We start from the raw sequence: 21093 nt of genomic DNA on the forward strand, positions 1-21093 counted from the left end.
GTAGCCCCTGGTTCGGCGGCGCCGCGCGCTCGCGCCGTCCTCAATGCCCCCGATGCACCGCGAAGTTGAAGTCGGCGTGCCCGAACTTCTGGAAGAGGTTGAACCACAGGGGCAGCAGCATCTCCACGGACCGTGCCGACCGGATGCCGCCCAGGTCCAGCACCCGGTCCGCCGGCCAGCCGAACTCCCCGAGCAGTTCCGTCGCCTGTTGCTTGGCCGCGGCGTCGTCACCGCACACGAACAGGTTGTGCTCGCCCGGCACCCGCGCCGGAGCCACCATCACCTGGCAGTTGACCGTGTTCAGCGTCTTCACCACGCGCGCGTGCGGGAAGGCCCGCTGGATCTGCTCGGCCACGCTGTCCGACTCCACCGGGTCGAGACGCAGTTGTCCGTCCTCGAACGCCAGGGGATTGCAGACGTCCAGCAGGACCTTGCCGTGCAGGTGCTCCGCCCCCGCCGCCCGCAGCGCGTCGAGCGCCACCCGGCCGCCCACCGCGTTGATGACCGCGTCCGCCGCCGCGGCCGCGTCCCCGAACGAGCCCGCGTGCGCCCGGCCGCCCGCGGCAGTCGCCCACTCCACCGCGATCGGATTGTCCTTCGTCCGCGACCCGAGGGTCACCTCGTACCCCAGCTCCACCAGCCTGCCGGCCAGCGTGCGGCCCACCTCGCCCGTGCCCAGCACCGCGTAGCGCATCGGTCACCTTTCGGACCCCGGCCGCCGGCCACCGGCGGTCCGCGGACATTGTGGTCCGGACCGGTACGGAACTGGTCGATTCCACCTGGGCGTCGGGGGGCGTGTCGGACGAGACGGTGAGCACGGGCACGTCGAGGTCAACGGCGCGCAGGTGATGCTCACCCTTTCGGGTGGCAAGCCTGACGCCGTCCTCCGGGTGGACGTCGCCGACCGTCGCATCAGCACCGTGTGCCTCGTCCGTGACTCCGGCAAGCCGCGGTCCCCGGCCGTCCGCCGAGTCCTGGGACGAAAGTCCAGGTCGTACCACGGGGGCTTTGCCGCGATGTCACACATGCGGCCGCGTGCGAACGCCTCGTGAACGCTCCACGGCGCCGCCCCTGTGCGTTGCCTCAGGGATCGAGGATTGGTCTTGACCAAGGGTTTCGGCCGCCCTATGGTCACAGATAAGTGCAACAACCTTTAATAAACAAGGGCGCTAAAAACCGCCGGACCACGGCTCTTGCGGAGGACAGGGTGGGGACCCAGCAGCTGGAATCGGTGCCGGAACCGAAGTACTGGCATCTCAAGACCGTGCTCAGTGAGGCACTCGACTCCGAGTTCTCGGTCGGCGAGATCCTGCCCAACGAGCGCGACCTCGCCGCCCGCTTCGGCGTGGCCCGCGCCACGCTCCGCCAGGCCTTGGAGCAGCTGGAGCTGGAGGGCCGGCTGCAGCGCCGCCGCGGTGTCGGCACGACCGTCGCGCCCCCGCGTGTGGGCGTGGCCGTCGGCGGCGAGCAGCACGCCTGGCCAGGGGCCGCGGACGACGCCTGGCAGCCGGTCGACTGCGACCGGTCCGCGCCGCCGGTGGCCGTGGCCGCCGCCCTGGAGGCGGACTCCGGCGAGCCCGTGCACGTCGTGCGCCGCTCCCGGATGTCCCACGGCCAGCTCGTCGCCACCGAGCTGCTCTACGTCCCGGCCGCCTCGGTGCCCGACCTCACCGCGATCGACGCCCCGTCCGGCCCGGCACGCGCGCGTGCGGTGCTGCGCGAGCTGCAGCGCCAGGAGCTGGAGGGCCAGGACCGCGCCGTCGAGCTGGGCTCGGCCCGCGCGGACGACGCCAAGGACCTCGACCGGCTGCCCGGCGCACCCGTCCTGGTCGTCACCACCCGCTTCTTCGCGGGCGGCCGCACCGTGGCACTCTCCGTGGCGACCTACCGCGCCGACACCTGCCGCCTCACCTTCGGCGACTCGCCCGGCGTGGAGATACACCACGACCCCGAGCAGCGGGCCTCCTGAGCCCCGGCCCACCCCACCGCGCCCCGGAACCCCTCCGGGGCGCGCGGTGTCCCACCGGTCCGGATCGCGGCTTCACGCACCGTGCCCCGCTCAACCGTGCAGATCAGACAGCGCCGCCTCCGCGCCACGCGGTCCGACGGGCCGTGACCGTGCCCTCCACCGCGAACAGCTGCTCCTCGACGTGGTCGAGGGCGAGCCGCAGGGCGCCGGTGGGCACGGCTGCCTCGCCGAGGAGGGACAGCGCCACCCGGGGCGGACGCAGGCAGTAGCGGGCGAGTTCGCGGCGCAGGGGATCGAGTACGCCGTCCAGGCCGGCCGCCCAGCCGCCGATCACGACCAGCTCCGGGTCGAGGGCCAGGACCAGCGCGGCCACGTCGTGGACGAGGCGCTGGATGAACCGCTCGACGGCCGCCCGAGCCCGCTGGTCGCCCTCGCGGGCCAGCGCGAACACCTCGGCGACAGCCTGTTCGTCCAACGGGTGCAGCGGCTCGTCGGTGGTGGACAGCAGCGTCTCCGGGGTCGCCTCCCGGCCCAGCAGATGGAGCGCGCCGATCTCACCGGCCGCCCCGCCGTAGCCTCGGTGCAGCCGTCCGCCGATCAGTGAGCCCGCCCCCGGGCTGAGCCCGGCCAGCACGAACACCACGTCGTCCGTCTCCGTCGCCGCACCCTTCCAGTGCTCGGCGACGGCCGCCGCGTTGGCGTCGTTCTCCACCAGCACCGGGCACTTGAAGGAGCGGCTGAGGCGCTCGCCCAGGTTCAGGCCCGTCCACTGCGGCAGGGCCGTGCCCAGCCGTACCGTGCCGCCGGCCTCCACGATGCCCGGAGTTCCCACGCCCACCGCCCGCAGCGAACTGCGCGCGACCCCGGCCCGGCGCAGCAGCTCGGCGACGGCGCCGCGCAGCCGCTCCAGGCGCTCGTCCGCCGGAGCCGTCTCGTCCACCTCTTTGGCCTGCGCGCCCAGCACCCGTCCGTCCAGGTCGGACAGGAGCGCGGCGACGCGGTGGGCGCCGATCTCCAGCCCCAGCAGATGCCCCGCCTCGGCGCGGAACCGGAACCGGCGAGCCGGTCGCCCCTGACGGCGTGCGGTGCCCTCCTCGGCCGCCTTCTCGACCACGAGCCCCGCCTCGATGAGCCCCTCCACGACTCCCTCGACGGTCGGCCGGGACAGTCCCGTGACCCGGGTGATCTCGGTGAGCGTCGCGCAGTCCGTGGCACGCAGCGCGTGCAGCACCACCGCGGAATTGATCCTCCGCAGCAGCGAGGGATCGCCGCCGGTCAGCTGGCCCACCGTCCGTCCTCCCAGCTCGCGGGCGTGTTGGGCGGATCGTACTCGGCCGCGCCCACCCCGGCGAGTGCCGGGCTGCGCCGGCCCGCGGCAACGGGGATGCCGTACGGCCCGGCACGGGACGCCTGACGGCCCGGCACGGGCATGGCTGACGGCCCGCCAATTGTCAGTGGGCCTCGCTTTACTGGATCACATGGACATCGCGAAGTGTCTGACCCTCATCGACCTGCTGTGTGCCCGGGAGTTCCCCACGGCACACGGCAGGACGGAGCACGGCGAGAGCGGACCCGGCTATCACCTGGTCGCCTTACAGACCAGTGGCGAGTTCTGGGAGGACGACGGCACCGGCCGGGAGGAGACCGCGGCGCAGTACGAGGCCGACCGGGACGGCCTCGCGGAGCGGCTCACCGACCGGTGGGGACCACCGCAGCACTTCAGTCTGCACAGCCTCTTCGGCCGGACGACGGAGGGCGAGGAGATAGCCGAGCCGTGGGCCGGACTCAGCGGACACGTACCGGACGTCCACCTGTGGGAGGCGGCCGGGACGGGCCGATGGGTCGCCCTCGGCGTCTCCCAGTGGGGCACGGAGCTGCCCTTTCAACTCCTCGGCGTCGTGACCGCGACGGATCCCCCCTGATCCGGCGCGCCGCCCGCGGCTTCCCGCAGCAGCGCGAACTCCTCCGCCATCGTCGCCGCCGTCCAATGCGCGTTCAGCCCACTGGGATTGGGCAGCACCCACACCCGTGTGTCCCCGATGGTCCGCTCCTGCGGCCCCACTTGCGCCTTGCGGTCCCCGAAGGCCGCCCGGTAGGCGGTCACCCCGACCACGGCCAGCCACCTCGGCCGGCGTCGCGTCACCTTGGCCGTCAGCAGCCGCCCGCCCTCGGCGTACTCCTCGGCGCTCAACTCGTCGGCCCGCGCGGTCGCCCGGGCCACCACGTTCGTGATGCCGAGCCCGTACGACAGCAGCTCCTGCTGCTCCGCGGGCTTCAGCAGCCTCGGGGTGAACCCGGACAGGTGCACAGTTATCTGCACTACGTCTTCTCGTTGGTCTCGGTGTCGGTACCGGAGATCAACGAGGAGAGTGCGAGTGGACCTGCGACATGAACTGATGGAGGGGCGAGCGGACGTCCCCCGTGTCGGTGCGGTAGTTCCGGCGAGGAAGGTGCATCCCCCATACCTCGTCCTCAACGGGTACGACGACGAGATTGAGCCGGTCACTGCGTACCTGAGGGACCTGGCCCTACACGACAGCAGCCCGCTGACGGTCCGCAGCTACGGGTACGGCCTGCTGCGCTGGTTCCGCCTGCTGTGGCTGCTCGGGGTCGGTTGGGAGCGGGCGACCGAGGCCGAGACCGCGGTGCTGGCCGGGTGGCTGCGGACAGCGCCGAACCCTCAACGGCAGCGCAAGTCGGCTGGTGGCCTGGCTCCGGGCTCGGTGAACCTGCGTACGGGGAAGCCGGTCCTGCGTGCTGGCTACGCGCCGCGGACGATCAACCACGCGCTGTCGGTGGTCAGCGGGTTCTACGAGTTCCACGCGCACCAGGGCAACGGGCCGGTCACGAACCCGGTCCCGGTCTCCCCGCAGCGGCGCCGGGCCCTGGCCCACCGCAGCCCGCTGGAGCCGATGGTGGTGCTGGGCCGGGCCCGGCTGCGCCAGAAGGTGGCAGACCGGCCGCCGCGGTCGATCCCCGATCAGTTGTGGGATGAACTGTTCGAGCGCATGGGATGCGAGCGCGACCGCGCCCTACTGGAGTTCTACGTCACCAGTGGCGCCCGCGCAGAGGAATTGCTCGGCGTCGGTATCGGCGACCTGGACTGGGCTGGCCAGCGCGTCTACGTGATCTCGAAGGGGTCGCGGGAGCGTCAGCCTGTTCCGGCCTCTCCACAGGCGTTTGTACGGTTGGCCCGCTACCTCGACGAGGTCGGCACCCCGCCGACGGACGAGCCTTTGTGGCGGACTCGCCGAGGGACGGACCGGCCCTTGTCCTACTGGGCGATGCGGCGAATCATGCAGCGCGCCAACGAGGTACTGGGCACCAATTGGACGCTGCACGACCTGCGGCACACGGCCGCGAGCCGCATGGCCAACGGTGGCAAGCTCACGCTGCCCGAAGTGCAAGCCATCCTGCGGCATGCCAACATCCAGACCACCAGCCGCTACCTGACGGTGCGCGTCGAGGAGCTTTTCGACAAGCTCACCGAGCACTACAACGCTCCACGCATCGAACGGAGCTACCCCAGCGGCTACGACGCCGACGACATCGCGGCGGTGTTCGGTGCCTAAATCCCGTCTCAGCACCACCACGGGGGCCAGTCGACGTCATGGCCCGGTTGCCGAAGGTCTCGACTTCGCCAGCCGATTTGTCGGAGGAACCATCACGCCCGAACCAGCCGTCGCTGTGGCACCGCCCCGCCCGCACGGCGAGCTCGGCTCCGCCTCCGCCGCTCACATCTCCCGACTTGCCGCCACGGTCTGGATGGACGCGGACAAGGTGACCCGATACCAGCGAGCGCAGGCCACCGAATGCGTCTTGCAGTACCTGCGTGACTTCTCCGGTCACACGTGGCAGGAGCGATGGGATGCCAGCCCCATCGGACAGGGACTTGTCGCCGCCAACTCGCTCGGAACTCGACGCTCCACGGGCGTGGCCATCACCCCGGGGGTGCGGGCGCTCTACTGCCTGCGCGTCATCCAGCCGACCCTCGTTACCTTCCGGCGCAACGTATTGCACAACTTCGCGCTGATGTTCGTCGCCGGCCAGGACGACCCGCTACTGGACAAATACGCCGCGCAGGTTCAAGCGCAACCGATGCGGCACGTCCACCGTCGAGAGGCCATGGCCGAGCTGTGCACCCTCCTTGCGGTCCAGGGAGTGGCACTGAGTGATGTGACGCCGGCAGCGGTGGTGCACTTCACGCAAGAAAACCGCCGAGCTCGCAGTGTGTTGCAGCCGGGGAACAAGGTGGCGAACCGGCTGGTCGGCCAAGGGATGTGGAATGTTCTATATGCCATGGGGCACTTCCCGCCCGCGACGCCTCCCACGCTCCGGGCCGCTCTGATGCGGGGCCAACGCACCGTTGAGGAGATGGTTGCCCAGTACCCGATCCGCAATCAGGCGGTGCGGGCTCTGCTGATCGACTACTTCACGCGTCGCCGGGCCGACACCGACTACTCCACGCTGAAGAACCTCGTCCTGCTGGTCGCCCATCACTTCTGGGAGAAGATCGAGCGCGTCAACCCCGACCAGGCTGATCTGCGGATCTCCCCCCAGCACTACGCGACCTGGCGGCAGATGATCACTGTCAAGGACAACGGCAAGCCTCGTGCCGGCCAGGACAGCATCGTCATCGCGGTCCGAAGCTTCTACTTCGACCTGCACACCTGGGCCGCGGAGGAACCAGAAAGCTGGGCAGCGTGGGTCGCCCCTTGTCCTGTTCCGCCCAGCGAACTCCACGGCCTTGGGACTCGCCGACGCCGGATCAACGAACGCTCAGCCAACCGCACCCGTCAGCGCCAGCCCCTGCTGCCCGTCCTGGTCGACCACGTGGAGACGCGCTACGACCGTGCCCGCCTCCTGCTCGAACGGGCCAGCAAGGCAGCGGAGGGAGAAGTCTTCGCTCACGACGGGACCGACTACCGCCGCGTCATCACCGAAGCCGACCGCAAGCTCCTCCGCCACGGTGACGCGGTCCCCACCCGTGTCATCGAAGAGTCCAGCGGCCAGATCATCCACATCGGAACCGAGGAAGAAACAGCCTTCTGGGAGTGGGCCGCGGTCGAGACCCTGCGGCACTCCGGAGTACGGGTGGAAGAACTCATCGAGCTCACCCATCTCAGCGTCCGGCAATACCAGCGGGCAAACGGAGAGGTCATCGCATTGCTGGTGATCGCACCATCGAAGACCGACCGCGAACGCGTGATCCCGATGTCTGCCGAACTCTTCCACGTCATCGCATCCATCATCCGCCGGCACACCGGCACAGGCCGCCCGATCCCTCTCGTCAGTCGGTACGACCCGCACGACAAGGAGTGGAGCGCCCCCATGCCGTTCCTCTTCCAACGGCAGAACGGCACCACGCCCGCCGTGTTCTGCACGGGCACCATCCAGGAGATGATCAGTCGACGCGGGCAGGCCCTTGCCGAAGCACATCCAGGGTTCCGGGGATTGAAGTTCACCCCGCACGACTTCCGAAGAATCTTCGCCACCGAACTCGTTAACAGCGGCCTGCCGATCCACATCGGAGCGGCCCTGTTGGGCCACCTCAACATCCAGACCACCCGTGGTTACGTCGCGGTCTTCGACGAGGACGTCGTCCGCCACTACCAGGAGCATCTGCACCACCGCCGCCAAATTCGGCCTGAGGGTGAGTACCGCGACGCAACAGGCCAGGAATGGGACGAGTTCCAGGAACACTTCGACCGACGCAAGGTCGAACTCGGTTCCTGCGCACGCCCTTACGGCACCCCCTGTCAACACGAACATGCCTGCATCCGCTGCCCGATGCTCCAGATCAACCCGAAAATGCTCGCGCGTCTGGACGATTTGGAGGAAGATCTTCAGGTCAGGCGGAAGCGGGCGGAGGCCGAGAAGTGGCTCGGTGAGATCGACGGCATCGACCTGACGCTGACCTTTCTTCGCGCCAAGCGCGAGGAGGCCCTGCGGCTCACTCGCCGCGGCCCTGTCGATCTCGGCTTGCCCCATCCACGACCTCCGGAGGCATGATGACCACCCCGACTAACCCGCTAACACCCCAGACCGTGCAGAGGTTGGCCTTCATCCGCTTCCTCCACGAGCAGGGCGTGGCGCAGTCTCGGCAGCCTCAGCCCCTCGCAGCAACCGCTGTGCTGTCCTTTCATGACGCAGTCGAGCTGTTCCTTGTTCTTGCGGGGGAACACCTCCAGGTCGGCCTTCCGACCCAGATCAACTTCTCTCAGTACTGGGAGAAGCTCGCAGTCGGCCTGCCGCCCAACACGCAGCTGCCGAGCAAGAAAGCAATGGAGCGGATGAATAAGCTCCGGGTCAACCTCAAGCATCACGGTGCCGTTCCATCCCCGACAGACATTGACCAGGTTCGCGCGGACGTGCTGACCTTCTTCACCGACGCCACCCCCATGATCTTTGGAGGGTCGTTCACGCAGATCGACATGATCGACCTCGTGTCGCGGCCTCAGACCGTGAAGTTTCTGCAATTCGCGCAGACTTGTGCTGACGGGGGAGATCTTCCGCAAGCCATGGCTGCGCTTTCGATCGCCTTCACGGAGCTCATCGAGCACTACACCGAGACTCGACGGTCGGCCTACAGGCCGCCGTTCCGGTTCGGTGATGTCAAAGACTACCGTGACGAGAGTCGCAGGATCGGTGGGGACAGGGAGGCCAAGAAGCTACGCCTGACTGATCTCTTGAGTCATATCAAGGACATCTCAAAGCAGTTGTCGAGTGTCACGAAGGTGACTAAGGAGATGCAGCGGGCAATGCGAGTGACTGCACTTGGGATCGACTACACCCGGTATGCGCGTTTCGATGTCCTGACGCCTCAGGTTGGGCGCTACATGGGCGGAAACGCCAGATTCTTCGTGGAAGAAGGGCACAAGTTGCTTACCCACGAGGACTATCAGTTCGCCCGCCTGTTCGTGATCGAATCCGCAATGCAAGCAGCCAAGGCAGACGCTGTGCTCCAGCGCAGGCTTGATCATCGCGCGGCCTCTCCGGCTGGCTGGGGCCAGGCCGAGGAGCGCGACTGGGAAGGGCCCGACCCCTTCGGGAACTAGGTCGTCACTCGTCCGGGTGAAGTGCAGAGAAGCAGCACCGGCCAGAAGCGGTTGCCCGGGCGGGCGAAGTGATGGCCCGTGGCCGCCGTCATCAGCCCCGGATTGATGCCGCAGAACAGCACCTGGAGACCGTCCGCGACCACGTCGGGGACGAGACGGTCGCGGGCGGCCTCCAGTTCCGCCTGGGTGAATCTGGTCAGAGGATCGCTCCGGGCGTGTAGCCGGCGGCCTCCGGACGCTGCTTGACGATCTCCTCGATCCGGCCGACGACCACGCCGACCTGGGCGGCGGCCGCGCCGGTGAAGGACAGCTTGTCGGCCATCAGCGCCGACAGCTGCTCCCGGTCGAGCGGCAGCCGCCCGTCGGCGGCGAGCTTGTCGAGCAGGTCGTTGCGCTCGGCGCCCTGCTCGCGCATCGCGAGCGCGGTGGCGACGGCGTTCTCCTTGATCGCCTCGTGCGCGACCTCGCGGCCGACCCCCGAGCGCACGGCGCCCATGAGCACCTTGGTGGTGGCGAGGAACGGCAGGTAGCGGTCCAGTTCACGGGCGACCACTGCGGGGAAGGCGCCGAACTCGTCGAGCACCGTCAGGAAGGTCTCCAGCAGGCCGTCAAGGGCGAAGAACGCGTCCGGCAGCGCGACGCGGCGCACCACCGAGCAGGAGACGTCGCCCTCGTTCCACTGGTCGCCCGCCAGCTCGCCGGTCATCGAGGCGTAGCCCCGCAGGATCACCATCAGGCCGTTGACGCGCTCGCAGGAGCGGGTGTTCATCTTGTGCGGCATCGCCGAGGAGCCGACCTGGCCCGGCTTGAAGCCCTCGGTGACCAGCTCGTGCCCGGCCATCAGCCGGATCGTCTTGGCCAGCGAGGACGGCGCCGCCGCCAGCTGCACCAGCGCGGTCACGACCTCGTAGTCCAGCGAGCGCGGGTAGACCTGGCCGACCGAGGTGAACGCCTGCGAGAAGCCCAGGTGCCGCGCGATCCGGTCCTCCAGCTCGGCGAGCTTCGAGGCGTCCCCGCCCAGCAGGTCCAGCATGTCCTGCGCGGTGCCGACCGGGCCCTTGATGCCACGCAGCGGGTAGCGGCCGAGCAGCTCCTCGACCCGGCCGTGGGCGACGAGCAGCTCGTCGGCGGCGGTCGCGAAGCGCTTGCCGAGGGTCGTGGCCTGCGCGGCGACGTTGTGCGAGCGGCCGGCCATGACCAGCTCGGCGTACTCGCCGGCCAGCTTGCCCAGCCGCGCCAGCACGGCCACCGTGCGGTCGCGCATCAGCTCCAGCGACAGCCGGATCTGCAGCTGCTCCACGTTCTCGGTGAGGTCGCGGGAGGTCATGCCCTTGTGCACGTGCTCGTGCCCGGCGAGGTCGTTGAACTCCTCGATCCGTGCCTTCACGTCGTGCCGGGTGACCTTCTCGCGCTCGGCGATCGAGGCCAGGTCGACGGTGTCGAGGACGCGCTCGTAGTCGGCGATCGCCTCGTCCGGCACCTCGATGCCGAGGTCCTTCTGGGCCCGCAGCACGGCGAGCCAGAGCTGCCGCTCCAGCTTCACCTTCTGCTCGGGCGACCAGAGCGTGGCGAGCTCGGTGGAGGCGTAACGTCCGGCGAGGACGTTCGGGATGCGGGGCTTGGCGGGCGCTGAAGTCACGTACACGGATTCTACTGGCGATTTGTGCAGGCCAGCGCCATGGGGTTGTTCGGCGGATGCTACGAGAGCTGCGCCACTTCGTCCGTGTCGGCCAGTTCCGCCAGTACACCGGCATGGCACAGCTCGGGTGCGCACCAGCAGGCCAGGGTCTTTCCACGCAGGTCCGGGACCAGGTCCAGCAGCTCCGGGCGCTCCAGGAGGCGGGCCCGGTACAGCGCCATGACCTCGGCCCGGGTGCCGTCCCGCTTCTTCTTCGGTGTGTCGTAGGCGAACGGGTTGTACAGCGGGTGGCGCGGGAGATCCCAGCCGCCCATGGTCCAGCGGCGGCCCACGTAGACGACGTCCGCTGGGGCGTGCTCCAGCCGGGGGCCGAACTCGTGGATCCGGCCCCTGAGGCTGATCACCCGGGTGGTCATGACCTGAACGCTACGCCGGTCCCTCGTACGGCAGCAGCTCCGGCCGCTTCGCCGGGCGGCCGTCGCCGGAGGAGCGGCCGGTCAGACGACGGCCGATCCACGGCAGCAGGTGCTGCTTGGCGAACCGGGCGTCCGCGACCCGCCGGGTGCCCCACCCGGGCGGTGCGGTGGCCGGCATCGGCGTGCGCCACTCGCCGTCCTCGGGCTCGTAGCCGAGCGTCTGCCACACCGCCTCCGCGACCCGGCGGTGCCCCTCGGCCGTCAGATGCAGCCGGTCCACGTCCCACATGCGCGGGTCGGCCAGCGACGGCGCCCCGTACAGGTCCACCACCAGGGCGCCGTGCCGCTCGGCCAGCTCGTCGACGCAGGCGAACAGCTCCTCCATGCGCGGCCGGAACCGCTCCAGCACCGGGCCCTGCCGGCCGGGGCTGCGCATCAGCACGAGCTGCCCGCAGCTGGGGGCCAGCCGCTCGACGGCCTCCGTCAGCAGGCCCCGCACCCGGCCCATGTCGCACTTGGGCCGCAGGGTGTCGTTGAGTCCGCCGACGAGCGTGATCACGTCGGGGTTCATGGCGGCAGCCACCTCGACCTGCTCGTCCACGATCTGCCCGATGAGCTTGCCGCGCACCGCGAGGTTGGCGTACCGGAACCCGGGGGTACGGGCGGCCATCCGCGTGGCGAGCAGGTCGGCCCAGCCCCGGTAGGAGCCGTCGGGCAGCAGGTCCGACATGCCCTCGGTGAAGGAGTCGCCGACCGCGACCAGGCTCGAGTGCGTGGGAGGTATGGGATTCGTCTGCATGGCGACAGCGATGGTATCCCGGCTCCATACCCAGCGGTCGGTCACCCCGGACGATCCAGGACGCCCCTCACGCGGGCTGCGCGAACAGCTCCCGCAGCACGTCCTCCATGGTCACCAGACCGGCCAGCCGTCCGTCGTCGCCGAGCACGCCCGCGACGTGCGTACGGCTGCCCCGCATCGCGGTGAGCACGTCGTCCAGCGGGGTGCTCTCGCGCACCCGGGCGATGGGCCGCATGTCGCGCAGCCGGAACGGCGTGTCCCGGGGCATGGCGTCCAGAGCGTCCTTGACATGCAGATACCCCACGATCCGGCGGCCCTCGTCGACCACGGGGAACCGGGAGAAGCCCGAATCGGCCGACAGCCGCTCCAGCTGCTCCGCCGTGACGCCCACGCGTGCGTACACCACCCGCTCCAGGGGCACCACCACGTCCCGCACCGGCCGTCTGCCCAGCTCCAGGGCGTCGCGCAGCCGCTCCTGCGCCCGGTCGTCGATCAGTCCCGCCGCGCTGGCGTCCTTGACGATCTCGGCGAGTTCGGTCTCGGTGAAGGTCGCGGCGACCTCGTCCTTGGCCTCCACCCTGAGCAGCTTCAGCAGCCCGTTGGCGAAGGCGTTGATCGCGAAGATCACCGGCCGCAGTGCCCGGGAGAGCGCGACCAGGGGAGGGCCGAGCAGCAGCGCGCTGCGCACGGGCTCGGCCAGCGCGATGTTCTTGGGCACCATCTCGCCCAGCAGCATGTGCAGATAGGTGGCCAGGGTCAGGGCGATCACGAAGGACACGGCGTGGCCCGCGCTCTTGGACACGCCGACCGCGTGGAACACCGGCTCCAGCAGATGCGCGATCGCCGGCTCGGCGACCACACCCAGGACCAGCGTGCACAGCGTGATGCCGAGCTGGGCGGCGGCCAGCAGCGCGGAGACGTGCTCCAGACCCCACAGCACACTCTTCGCGCGCCGGTCGCCCTCCTGGGCGAGCGGCTCGATCTGGGAGCGGCGCACGGAGATCAGCGCGAACTCGGCGCCCACGAAGAAGGCGTTGACGACCAGCGTCGCCAGACCGATCAGCAGCTGTACGGCGGTCATCGCGCCCCCTCCGTCCTGTCGTCGTCGCGCTCGGTGTCCTTCGCGTCGTCCAGCGGCGCGTGCAGCAGCACCCGGGCCGCCCGCCGCCCCGAGGCGTCCACCACGTCCAGCCGCCAGCCGGCCACCTCGACGCGGTCCCCGACCTCGGGTATGCGGCCCAGCTCGGTGGCGACCAGGCCGGCCAGGGTCTCGTACGGCCCCTCGGGCACCCGCAGACCCACGCGCGCGAGCTGGTCGGTGCGGGCGGCGCCGTCCGCGGAGTACAGGGCCCGGCCCGTCTCGTCGGCGCCGGCGGGGGCGAGGTCGGGCGTCTCGTGCGGGTCGTGTTCGTCCCGTACCTCGCCGACGACCTCCTCGACGATGTCCTCCAGCGTCGCCACGCCCGCCGTGCCGCCGTACTCGTCGATGACGACGGCCATGGTGCGCTTGCCGGAGAGCCGGTCCAGCAGCCGGTCGACGGTGAGGGACTCGGGCACCAGCAGGGGCTCGCGCACCACCTGTGTGACCGAGCGGCGGGGCCGCTCCTCGGCGGGCAGGGCCAGGACGTCCTTGATGTGGGCGACGCCGACGACCGAGTCGAGGCTGCCGCGGTAGACCGGGAACCGGGACAGGCCCGTCGCCCGGGTCGCGTTCGCCACGTCCTCGCAGGTCGCAAGGGTGTCGAGGGCGACGACCTGGACGCGCGGGGTCATCACGTTCTCCGCGGTGAGGTCGGCCAGGTTCAGCGTCCGGACGAACAGTTCGGCGGTGTCCGCCTCCAGCGCGCCCGCCTTGGCGGAGTGCCGGGCGAGGGCCGCCAGCTCCTGGGGCCCGCGCGCGGAGGCCAGCTCCTCGGCGGGCTCGATGCCGATCCGGCGCACCGCACGGTTGGCCGTGTTGTTGAGATGCGTGATGAAGGGGCGGAACGCGGCGCTGAACCAGCGCTGCGGGTTGCCCACCCGCTTCGCAACGGCCAGTGGCGAGGAGATCGCCCAGTTCTTCGGCACCAGCTCGCCGACGACCATCAGGAACACCGTCGACAGCCCCGTGCCCAGCAGCAGCGCGGCTGTGCTCGCCGTGGCGGACGAGAGACCCAACGCCTCGAACGGCCCGGCGAGCAGCTTGGCGATCGACGGTTCGGCGAGCATGCCGACCACCAGGTTGGTGACCGTGATGCCGAGCTGTGCGCCGGAGAGCTGGAACGTCAGGTTCCGTGCGGCCTTCAGGGCGCCGGCCGCGCCGCGCTCGCCGCGCTCGACGGCCCGCTCCAGCTCGCCCCGCTCGACCGTGGTCAGCGAGAACTCGGCGGCCACGAAGCCGCCGCAGGCGAGCGAGAGCAGGATCGCCACCAGAAGGAGCAGCACTTCGGTCATCGGGTCACCCCTGTCCCATGATCGGACAGGGCGGGGCGGAACGCGCGGTGTCGCGGACTGGGAGCATCGCCCATGGGTGGACGCTCACAACCTTTCATCGAGGGCCGAGTGCTCCCCCAATGGTAAAGGATGGGCAAAGCGGCCTAGTCGGTGAGCGGCTTCGTCCAGCGCCGCCACTTCTCCTCCGGCGCGTACCCGGCCGCCCGCCAGGCGTGGTGCGCGGTCTCGTTGCGGACCAGCACCATCGCGTCCCCGCGCCGCCCGCCGAGCCGTACGAACCGCTCCTCGGCGGCGGCCAGCAGCGCCGAGCCGATGCCCTGGCGCCGCCGCTCCGGATGCACCGCGAGCCGGTACAGATGGCAGCGCCAGCCGTCGAAGCCCGCGATCACCGTGCCGACCAGCTCGCCCGCCTGCTCGGCAAGGATCAGCGCCCCGGGATCGCGGGCGACCAGCCGCTCCACTCCCGCACGGTCGTCGCTGATGCTGGTGCCCTCGGCGGCGGTCTTCCAGAAGGCGAGGACGGCGTCGAGGTCGCCGGGCCGGGCGGAACGTGTGCTCGATTCGATCATGGACCCAGCCCAGCACACCGGGCTGCTCGCGCCGGGGGAATTCCATCATGCGGACTCCTCCCGCAGCCGGGCGATCACCGGAGCGAACGCCTCCATGTGGGGCTCCAGGACGGTCAGGTACGAGAATCCGAACCGCTCCCGCTGCGCCCGCACCCGCGTCACGACCTCCTCCAGCGGGCCGGCCAGCACGACGGGCAGCGCCAGCGCGCGGTCCGGGGTCAGCCCGGGCTGCCGCTCCAGCAGCGGCCGGAGCACGGGCTCCGGGTCGTCGGTGACGGCCACCAGCTGGAGGAGCAGATTCAGCTCGGCGGGTTCCGTCCGGCCCGCCGCCAGCTCCCGGTAGCGGGCCACCCGCTCGTCCACCCCCGCCGCGTCGACGGGCTCCAGCTTCCCCGTCGTGGAGCCCGGCACCAGCCGTGCCCCGGTGAAGCCGACGACGTCCGCGTGCTCCGCTGCCAGGCGCAGCATCCGGTCGCCGTTGCCGCCGAGCAGCAGCGGCACCCGGCTCCGGGCCGGGCGGGGCGCGGGGGTCCCGCCGCCCGGGCGGAGCCCGGAGCCGGGGTGATCCGCGGCGCCGAGCAGCCGGTCCAGCTCCTCGACCGTGCGCCGCAGATGGTCCACCCGCTCGCGCGGGGAGCCGTACGGGAGCCCGGCCGCCTCGTGCTCGGACCGGACGTACCCGGTCCCCAGGCCGAGTTCGAGCCGGCCGCCGGTCAGCGCGTCGGTGGTCGCGACCTCGCGGGCCAGCAGGGTCGGGTTCCAGAAGCCCGCGTTCAGCACGAACGTCCCGAGCCGGGGCCGCTCCGTCGCCTCGGCGGCCGCGACCAGCGCGGGGAACGGCGCGGCCATCCCGAGGTGGTCGGGGACCAGGATCACGTCGTACCCGAGCTCCTCGGCGCGGCGGCACTTGGCCCGCCACTCGGCGGCGGGCGACGGCGTGAGCAGACTGACCCCGAAACGGAACGCGCGCGGCATGAACTCTCCTCAACAACAGGTGACTTGAGTCTGTGCCCGTGATTCCATCACGCCCGCGCCACGCGCAGGGGCAGGCCTGCCGCCCGGGAGCAGGCGCCTCGCCCAGGGGAGGAGGCGCCTCGCCCGGAAGAGTCGGAAGAAGGTGCCGTCACTCGTGCGCGATCGCCGCCAGCACGTTCATCCGGGACGCCCGCAGCGCGGGCAGCAGGGCCGCCACGATGCCCACAACTGCCGAGCCGATCACCACCCCGACGATCGTGCCCCACGGGATCGCGAGCGCGCTCATGCCCTGCAGGGCCAGCACCTGCTGGGTGCACACGCCCCACACGAGCCCGAGCCCCAGCCCGAGGACCGCGCCGAACACGGCGATCACCACCGACTCCAGCCGGATCATCCGCCTGAGCTGCCGGCGGCCGAGACCGATCGCGCGCAGCAGCCCGATCTCCCGGGTGCGCTCCACCACCGACAGGGCGAGGGTGTTGACCACGCCGAGCACGGCGATGACGATCGCGAGTCCGAGCAGCGCGTACACCAGGTAGAGCAGCACGGCGATCTGGTCGTGGACGAGCTTCTTGTAGTCGGCCTGGTCGCGCACCTGGACCTGCGGATAGGGCTTCAGCGTCCGCTCCAGCCGGGAGCGCAGCTGGTCCGCGCCGGTGCCGGCGGCCTTGTCGACGTAGAGCGCCGCGTCCTGGCCGCCGGGGACGTACTTCTGCACGGTCGCGATGCCGAAGAACAGCCCGCCCTGCATGCCGAATCCGCCACTGCCGCCCTGGTCGGTGAGGGCGCCGACCCTCATCTCGGTCGTGCGGCCGCCGGGGAACTCGACGGGAAGCGTGCTGCCCAGGCGCACGTGGTGATCCCTGGCGAAGGTGACGTCCATGCCGAGGCCGCCGTCCGCGAGGGCCGCCGCGCTGCTCCCGGCCGCGTAGGTGACATGGGCGACCTCGTCCACCTGGGGGTCGTAGCCGGCGGCGGTCGTCTCCACCCGCTTGCCGTCGGGCAGGCGTACGGCCACGGGTGCGAACCGCTGCCGCACGACGAGCCGTACGCCCTCGGTGCCGCGGACCTTGTCGGTGATCTCCCGGGTGAACGGCAGGAAGTTGGTGTTCTGGACGGTGAAGTCGGCGCCCAGCGTCTTGTCGATCTGCCGGTCGAACGAGGCGGACATGGAGGCGCTCGCCACCGACATCCCGCCGACCAGCGCGAGACCCACCATCAGCGCGGCCGCGGTGGCGCCGGTACGGCGCGGATTGCGCAGGGCGTTGCGCTGGCTCATCCGGCCGACCGATCCGAACAGCGCGGGGAAGGCACCGCCCAGGACGCGGATCACCGGGCGTACCAGCAGCGGCCCCGCGATCACGGTCGCGATCAGCGTCAGCACCACGCCGAGGCCCAGCAGGGAGGCCGCCGAGGCGGTCTTCGTGGCCGCCGCGCACCCGGCCAGTGCGGCCGCGCCGGCCGCCCCGACCACGGATCCGACGATCGCCCGCACCTTCAACGGCTTGCCCACACCGGCGACTTCGGCGTCCGCGAGTGCCGCCATCGGCGAGACGGCCGCGGCGCGCCGCGCGGGCAGGTACGCGGCGACGAAGGTGACGCCGACGCCGACGGCGTACGCCGCGACGGGCGTCGCCCAGCCGATGACCATCTCCGTGGCCTTCAGGTTCATGCCGAACGCGCTCATCAGCCGGATCAGCCCGAACGCCAGGCCGATCCCGGCCGCGAGGCCCAGCGTGGAGCCGACGACACCGAGCAGCACCGCCTCGGTGAGCACCGACCGCCGCACCTGCCGCCGGTCGGCGCCCAGGGCCCGCAGCAGGCCCAGTTCACGGGTGCGCTGGGCGATCAGCATCGAGAAGGTGTTGACGATCAGGAAGATGCCCACGAGCACGGCGATGCCGGCGAATCCCAGCATCACGTACTTGATGACGTCCAGGAATCCACCGAGGTCGGCCGCGGCCGACCTGGCCTGCTCGTCGGCGGTCTTCAGGTCGTAGGTGCCGGTGCCGACGGCCTCGCCGACGCGGCGCTTGAGCTCCGGGTCGCTCACGCCCCTGGCCGCGTCCACCGAGATACTGGTGGCCCGGCCGGCGGAGCCGAGCAGCTCGCGGGCGGCGACCGCGGGGTCCAGGAAGACCAGGGCCGCGCCCGGGTTGGTGGTGGTGAACGTGGCGATGCCGACGACCCGGACCCGGAAGGTGCCCGGCTGCGCCTGGACGGTCAGCGTGTCGCCGATCCGCACGTGCTTCTTGTCGGCGGTGTCCGCGTCCAGCAGCGCCTCGCCCGCGCCGTCCGGCGCATGACCGGAGGTCAGCTTCACCGGGCTGCGGTGGGTGACGTACCAGGAGGTGGCGATGGTCGGGGCACCGGTGGTCGGGCCGACCGACCTGTTGTGGCCGTCGACCACCACCACGTTCTGCACCGACACGTCCGCGTGCACCGCCGCGACCCCGTCGACCTTCGCCACCTGTTCCTTCAGGGCCGCGGGCACGGTCTGCACCGCGCCGCTGGGCACCGGGGACTTCAGGTCCTGCTTCGGCTCGACCGTCACATCGGCGGAGGTCGAGGCGAAGAGCCGGTCGAAGGTACGGGTGACGGTGTCGGAGAAGATCAGGCTGCCCGCGACGAACGCGACGGACAGGACGACCGCCAGCGCGGACAGCGCCAGCCGGCCCTTGTGCGCGAGGAAGCTCCTCAAGGTGGCCTTGAGCACCGGGTCAGTCCTCCAGGGTGATGCTGTCGTCGCCGAGCCGTCCGCGCACCACGTCGAACGCCTTCATCCGCTCCAGTACGGCATCCGCGGTCGGCCGCTCCATCCGGTCCACGATCCGCCCGTCGGCGAGGAAGAGCACCAGATCGGAGTGGGCGGCGGCGCCCGGGTCGTGGGTGACCATGACGACGGTCTGCCCCAGGTCGTCCACGGCGCTGCGCAGGAAGCCCAGCACCTCCAGCCCGGCCCGGGAATCCAGGTTTCCGGTCGGCTCGTCGGCGAAGATCAGCTCGGGCCGGGAGGCCAGCGCCCGCGCGCAGGCGACCCGTTGCTGCTGACCGCCCGAGAGCTGCGCCGGGCGATGGGTCAGCCGTCCGCGCAGCCCGAGGGTGTCGATGACCTGGTCCAGCCACTTCTCGTCGGGTCTGCGGCCCGCGATGTCCATGGGCAGCGTGATGTTCTCGGCCGCGTTCAGCGTCGGTATGAGGTTGAACGACTGGAACATGAACCCGATCCGGTCCCGCCGCAGCCGGGTCAGTTCGCGGTCCTTCAGGCCGGTGATCTCCGTGTCGCCGACCCAGACCTGACCGGCCGACACGTCGTCCAGTCCGGCAAGGCAGTGCATCAGCGTGGACTTCCCCGAGCCCGAGGGACCCATCACGGCGGTGAACCGGCCGCGTGCGATGTCCACGTCGACCGAGTCCAGGGCGAGCACGGCCGTCTCGCCCGAGCCGTACGCCTTGGTCAGGCCGCGGGCGCGGGCGGCGACCCCGCCGTCCGGCGCCCGGCCCGGCGCGTACTCCGAAGCAGGTGTGGACAAGACCGCCTCCCGGTCGCCTGGACGTCCCGACTCATGGTCGGGGCCGAGCCTAGTGTGACCCGTCGCACAGCCGGAATCCCCCCTCGGCCCGAGGACCAGGAGACCGTGTAAGGGGCACCTTCCGTCCGGTGGCCCTTGCCGTTGCTAGCACCTCGGCGCTAGCGTCGAACCATGGCGAAGACCCAGCTGAACGTGCGCGTGGACGAGGACACCGCCCGCGCGGCCCGCGAGCGCGCCCTGGCCCGCGGCATGAGCGTCAACCGCTACATCGAAGAGCTGGTCAGACAGGACGCGGGGGAGGCCGGCCGCACCTTCGTGGACGCCGCGGCCGACTTCATGAAGCAGTACGAGTCCGTGTTCGCCGAGGAGTTCGCCGAGACGCGCGGCACCGACTCCGGCGCGGGGCGCAGCTGATCCCTTGAACGATCTCAGCATCGACCTCGCCTGGCTGCTCATGCTCGCCGAACGCGGGGGATCCGCAGGTCACCGACTGGGGCGCGCTGGTCGCCGCCGTCGCCCGGCACCGGGCCGAGATATTCGACGTGCCCGTCTACGACACCCCGCACGCCCGCGCCGCGGCCCTGCTCCAGCTGCTCATCCACGTGCCCGCGCTGGAGCGCTCCAACGCGCTGTTCGCCTCGGCCGTCGCCTACGCCTATCTGGTGGCCAGCGGCCTGAAGGTCGTCACCACACCCGAGCAGGTCCGTGACCTCGCACGGCTGGTCAAGAACGGCGAGGCGAGCATCGACGACATCGCCGGGGAGCTGCGCCGCTGGAGCCTGTGATCAGCGCCGGACCGGCTCGTCGGGCCGCCAGGCGGTCCCCAGCACGCAGTACGAGGCGGGCAGCCTCGGACCCTTCTCCGGCACCAGCATCCGCCGCAGCGGGCCGAGTTCGAACCCGGCCTCGCGCAGCGCGGCCACCGGCTCCCGGGACAGGTGGCAGCCGCCGTTGAGCGCCGGCCACAGCCTCCGGTCCAGGGCGCGCTGGGTCAGTGTCATCATCCGGCCGCCGCCGCGGCCGTGCTCGAAGAACCGCACCTCGCCGCCGGGCCTGAGCACCCGCCGTGCCTCGGCCAGGGCCCGGGGCGCGTCCCGCACGCTGCACAGCACCAGCGACAGCACGACCGCGTCGAAGGCCTCGCTCTTGACGGGCAGCGCCTCCGCCGCCCCCGGCACCACGTCGACCGGCACCTCGGCGTGCCGCGCCGACTGCAGCGCCAACCGTCTCAGCAGCGGCTCCGGTTCGATCGCCACGACCTCCGCGACCGCCGCCGGGTAGTGGGTGAAGTTCAGCCCGTTGCCCGCGCCGATCTCGATCACCCGCCCGGACAGTCCCGCGAGCAGCCGCTCGCGCACCCCGGCCATCCCGAGCCGGGACTCCGCGGCCACACTGAACCGGGCGTAGTAACGGGCGAACAGCGGGTGGTGGACGGGACTCTGCGCCACCTTGCCTGAACCGGCCGACGACAGCCGCATGGCAACCTCCCGGAGGACGGGCCTACGGGGATTGTCCCCCGTACACCCCCGTCGCACCCCCGCCGAACGAGTCGCGCCTCACAAGAGGAAGCCGCGCACCTGTTCGTAGACGCCGTGGTCGTTGTTCATGTCGGTGCGCGAGACGCAGCCGACATCGACGTCGGCCGCCCCGCTCAGCTCCGCCGAGGTGTCCGTACGACTGGATGCGGCCGTGAGGAGGCCCC

Annotated in this window: 19 protein-coding genes and 3 pseudogenes; 7 read left to right on the forward strand and 15 right to left on the reverse strand. The window is 70.9% G+C overall.

Translation table 11 applies throughout. The features are described 5' to 3' along the window. Positions 1–40 precede the first annotated feature (40 nt). Positions 41–694 (reverse strand): NADPH-dependent F420 reductase, encoded by a 654-nt coding sequence (locus FB157_RS36380; RefSeq protein WP_145884992.1) that lies wholly within the window; start codon positions 692–694, stop codon positions 41–43. Positions 695–1207: 513 nt separating this feature from the next. Between FB157_RS36380 and FB157_RS36385 the strand changes: the two genes are divergently transcribed. Further along, positions 1208–1969: a GntR family transcriptional regulator gene (locus tag FB157_RS36385; protein ID WP_145884993.1), complete on the forward strand. Its 762-nt coding sequence runs from the start codon at positions 1208–1210 to the stop codon at positions 1967–1969. A gap of 103 nt (positions 1970–2072) precedes the next feature. On the opposite strand, the gene FB157_RS36390 is transcribed toward FB157_RS36385, so the two are convergent. Beyond that, positions 2073–3257, reverse strand: a complete 1185-nt coding sequence (locus FB157_RS36390; protein WP_145884994.1) for an ROK family transcriptional regulator — start codon at positions 3255–3257, stop codon at positions 2073–2075. Between the two features lie 190 nt (positions 3258–3447). Here FB157_RS36390 and FB157_RS36395 point away from each other — a divergent pair, with 190 nt between their 5' ends. Beyond that, the gene (locus FB157_RS36395) at positions 3448–3891 is read left to right on the forward strand and encodes a hypothetical protein (RefSeq protein ID WP_145884995.1); all 444 of its coding nucleotides are present in this window, start codon (positions 3448–3450) and stop codon (positions 3889–3891) included. On the opposite strand, the gene FB157_RS36400 is transcribed toward FB157_RS36395, so the two are convergent. After that, on the reverse strand, positions 3852–4289 hold the full coding sequence (locus tag FB157_RS36400) for a mismatch-specific DNA-glycosylase (RefSeq protein ID WP_261386759.1): 438 nt from the start codon (positions 4287–4289) through the stop codon (positions 3852–3854). The two genes, FB157_RS36395 and FB157_RS36400, sit on opposite strands and share 40 nt — an antisense overlap. A 55-nt stretch (positions 4290–4344) precedes the next feature. Between FB157_RS36400 and FB157_RS36405 the strand changes: the two genes are divergently transcribed. The 3 genes from FB157_RS36405 to FB157_RS36415 all read left to right on the forward strand — a co-directional run bounded on the left by FB157_RS36405 (position 4345) and on the right by FB157_RS36415 (position 9027). Continuing rightward, positions 4345–5541: a site-specific integrase gene (locus FB157_RS36405; RefSeq protein ID WP_186581851.1), complete on the forward strand. Its 1197-nt coding sequence runs from the start codon at positions 4345–4347 to the stop codon at positions 5539–5541. 193 nt (positions 5542–5734) lie between these two features. Beyond that, positions 5735–7981: a site-specific integrase gene (locus FB157_RS36410; RefSeq protein WP_261386760.1), complete on the forward strand. Its 2247-nt coding sequence runs from the start codon at positions 5735–5737 to the stop codon at positions 7979–7981. 44 nt (positions 7982–8025) lie between these two features. Continuing rightward, a complete protein-coding gene (locus FB157_RS36415; protein WP_145884996.1) occupies positions 8026–9027 on the forward strand; it encodes a hypothetical protein in 1002 nt (333 codons plus the stop codon). 32 nt (positions 9028–9059) lie between these two features. On the opposite strand, the pseudogene FB157_RS48900 reads toward FB157_RS36415, so the two are convergent. From FB157_RS48900 to FB157_RS36465, 10 genes and pseudogenes are all read right to left on the reverse strand, one after another. Beyond that, positions 9060–9227, reverse strand: a pseudogene (locus FB157_RS48900) (uracil-DNA glycosylase family protein); the annotation flags it as partial. Then, on the reverse strand, positions 9224–10666 hold the full coding sequence (gene purB / locus FB157_RS36425; RefSeq protein WP_145884997.1) for an adenylosuccinate lyase: 1443 nt from the start codon (positions 10664–10666) through the stop codon (positions 9224–9226). The gene purB and the pseudogene FB157_RS48900, both read right to left, overlap by 4 nt. A gap of 59 nt (positions 10667–10725) precedes the next feature. Continuing rightward, on the reverse strand, positions 10726–11082 hold the full coding sequence (locus FB157_RS36430) for a DUF4326 domain-containing protein (protein WP_145884998.1): 357 nt from the start codon (positions 11080–11082) through the stop codon (positions 10726–10728). Positions 11083–11092: 10 nt separating this feature from the next. Continuing rightward, the gene (locus tag FB157_RS36435) at positions 11093–11881 is read right to left on the reverse strand and encodes an SGNH/GDSL hydrolase family protein (RefSeq protein WP_145884999.1); all 789 of its coding nucleotides are present in this window, start codon (positions 11879–11881) and stop codon (positions 11093–11095) included. 67 nt (positions 11882–11948) lie between these two features. Beyond that, the gene (locus FB157_RS36440; RefSeq protein ID WP_145885000.1) at positions 11949–12962 is read right to left on the reverse strand and encodes a hemolysin family protein; all 1014 of its coding nucleotides are present in this window, start codon (positions 12960–12962) and stop codon (positions 11949–11951) included. Beyond that, a complete protein-coding gene (locus tag FB157_RS36445) occupies positions 12959–14314 on the reverse strand; it encodes a hemolysin family protein (RefSeq protein WP_145885001.1) in 1356 nt (451 codons plus the stop codon). Before FB157_RS36445 ends, FB157_RS36440 begins: the two co-directional genes overlap by 4 nt. Positions 14315–14457: 143 nt before the next feature. Then, positions 14458–14883, reverse strand: coding sequence for a GNAT family N-acetyltransferase (locus FB157_RS36450; protein ID WP_145885002.1), 426 nt, complete (start codon positions 14881–14883; stop codon positions 14458–14460). A 45-nt stretch (positions 14884–14928) separates the two neighbouring features. Beyond that, complete coding sequence (locus FB157_RS36455; RefSeq protein WP_145885003.1) at positions 14929–15858, reverse strand: LLM class F420-dependent oxidoreductase; 930 nt, start codon at positions 15856–15858, stop codon at positions 14929–14931. A gap of 148 nt (positions 15859–16006) precedes the next feature. Next, a complete protein-coding gene (locus FB157_RS36460; RefSeq protein ID WP_145885004.1) occupies positions 16007–18574 on the reverse strand; it encodes an ABC transporter permease in 2568 nt (855 codons plus the stop codon). A gap of 4 nt (positions 18575–18578) precedes the next feature. Then, positions 18579–19391 carry an ABC transporter ATP-binding protein gene (locus tag FB157_RS36465; protein WP_145885005.1) on the reverse strand — a complete coding sequence of 271 codons (813 nt, stop codon included), beginning with the start codon at positions 19389–19391 and terminating at the stop codon, positions 18579–18581. Positions 19392–19562: 171 nt separating this feature from the next. Here FB157_RS36465 and FB157_RS36470 point away from each other — a divergent pair, with 171 nt between their 5' ends. Both FB157_RS36470 and FB157_RS36475 read left to right on the forward strand, forming a co-directional pair. Further along, positions 19563–19805: a toxin-antitoxin system HicB family antitoxin gene (locus FB157_RS36470; protein WP_145885006.1), complete on the forward strand. Its 243-nt coding sequence runs from the start codon at positions 19563–19565 to the stop codon at positions 19803–19805. A gap of 4 nt (positions 19806–19809) precedes the next feature. Then, positions 19810–20176, forward strand: a pseudogene (locus tag FB157_RS36475) (fic family toxin-antitoxin system, toxin component). On the opposite strand, the gene FB157_RS36480 reads toward FB157_RS36475, so the two are convergent. Then, on the reverse strand, positions 20177–20869 hold the full coding sequence (locus FB157_RS36480; protein WP_145885007.1) for a class I SAM-dependent methyltransferase: 693 nt from the start codon (positions 20867–20869) through the stop codon (positions 20177–20179). A gap of 78 nt (positions 20870–20947) precedes the next feature. After that, positions 20948–21061: pseudogene (locus FB157_RS48905) on the reverse strand (lipase); the annotation flags it as partial. Positions 21062–21093 lie beyond the last annotated feature (32 nt).

This window comes from Streptomyces sp. BK340 (genome assembly GCF_007827595.1).
Lineage (GTDB): Bacteria > Actinomycetota > Actinomycetes > Streptomycetales > Streptomycetaceae > Streptomyces.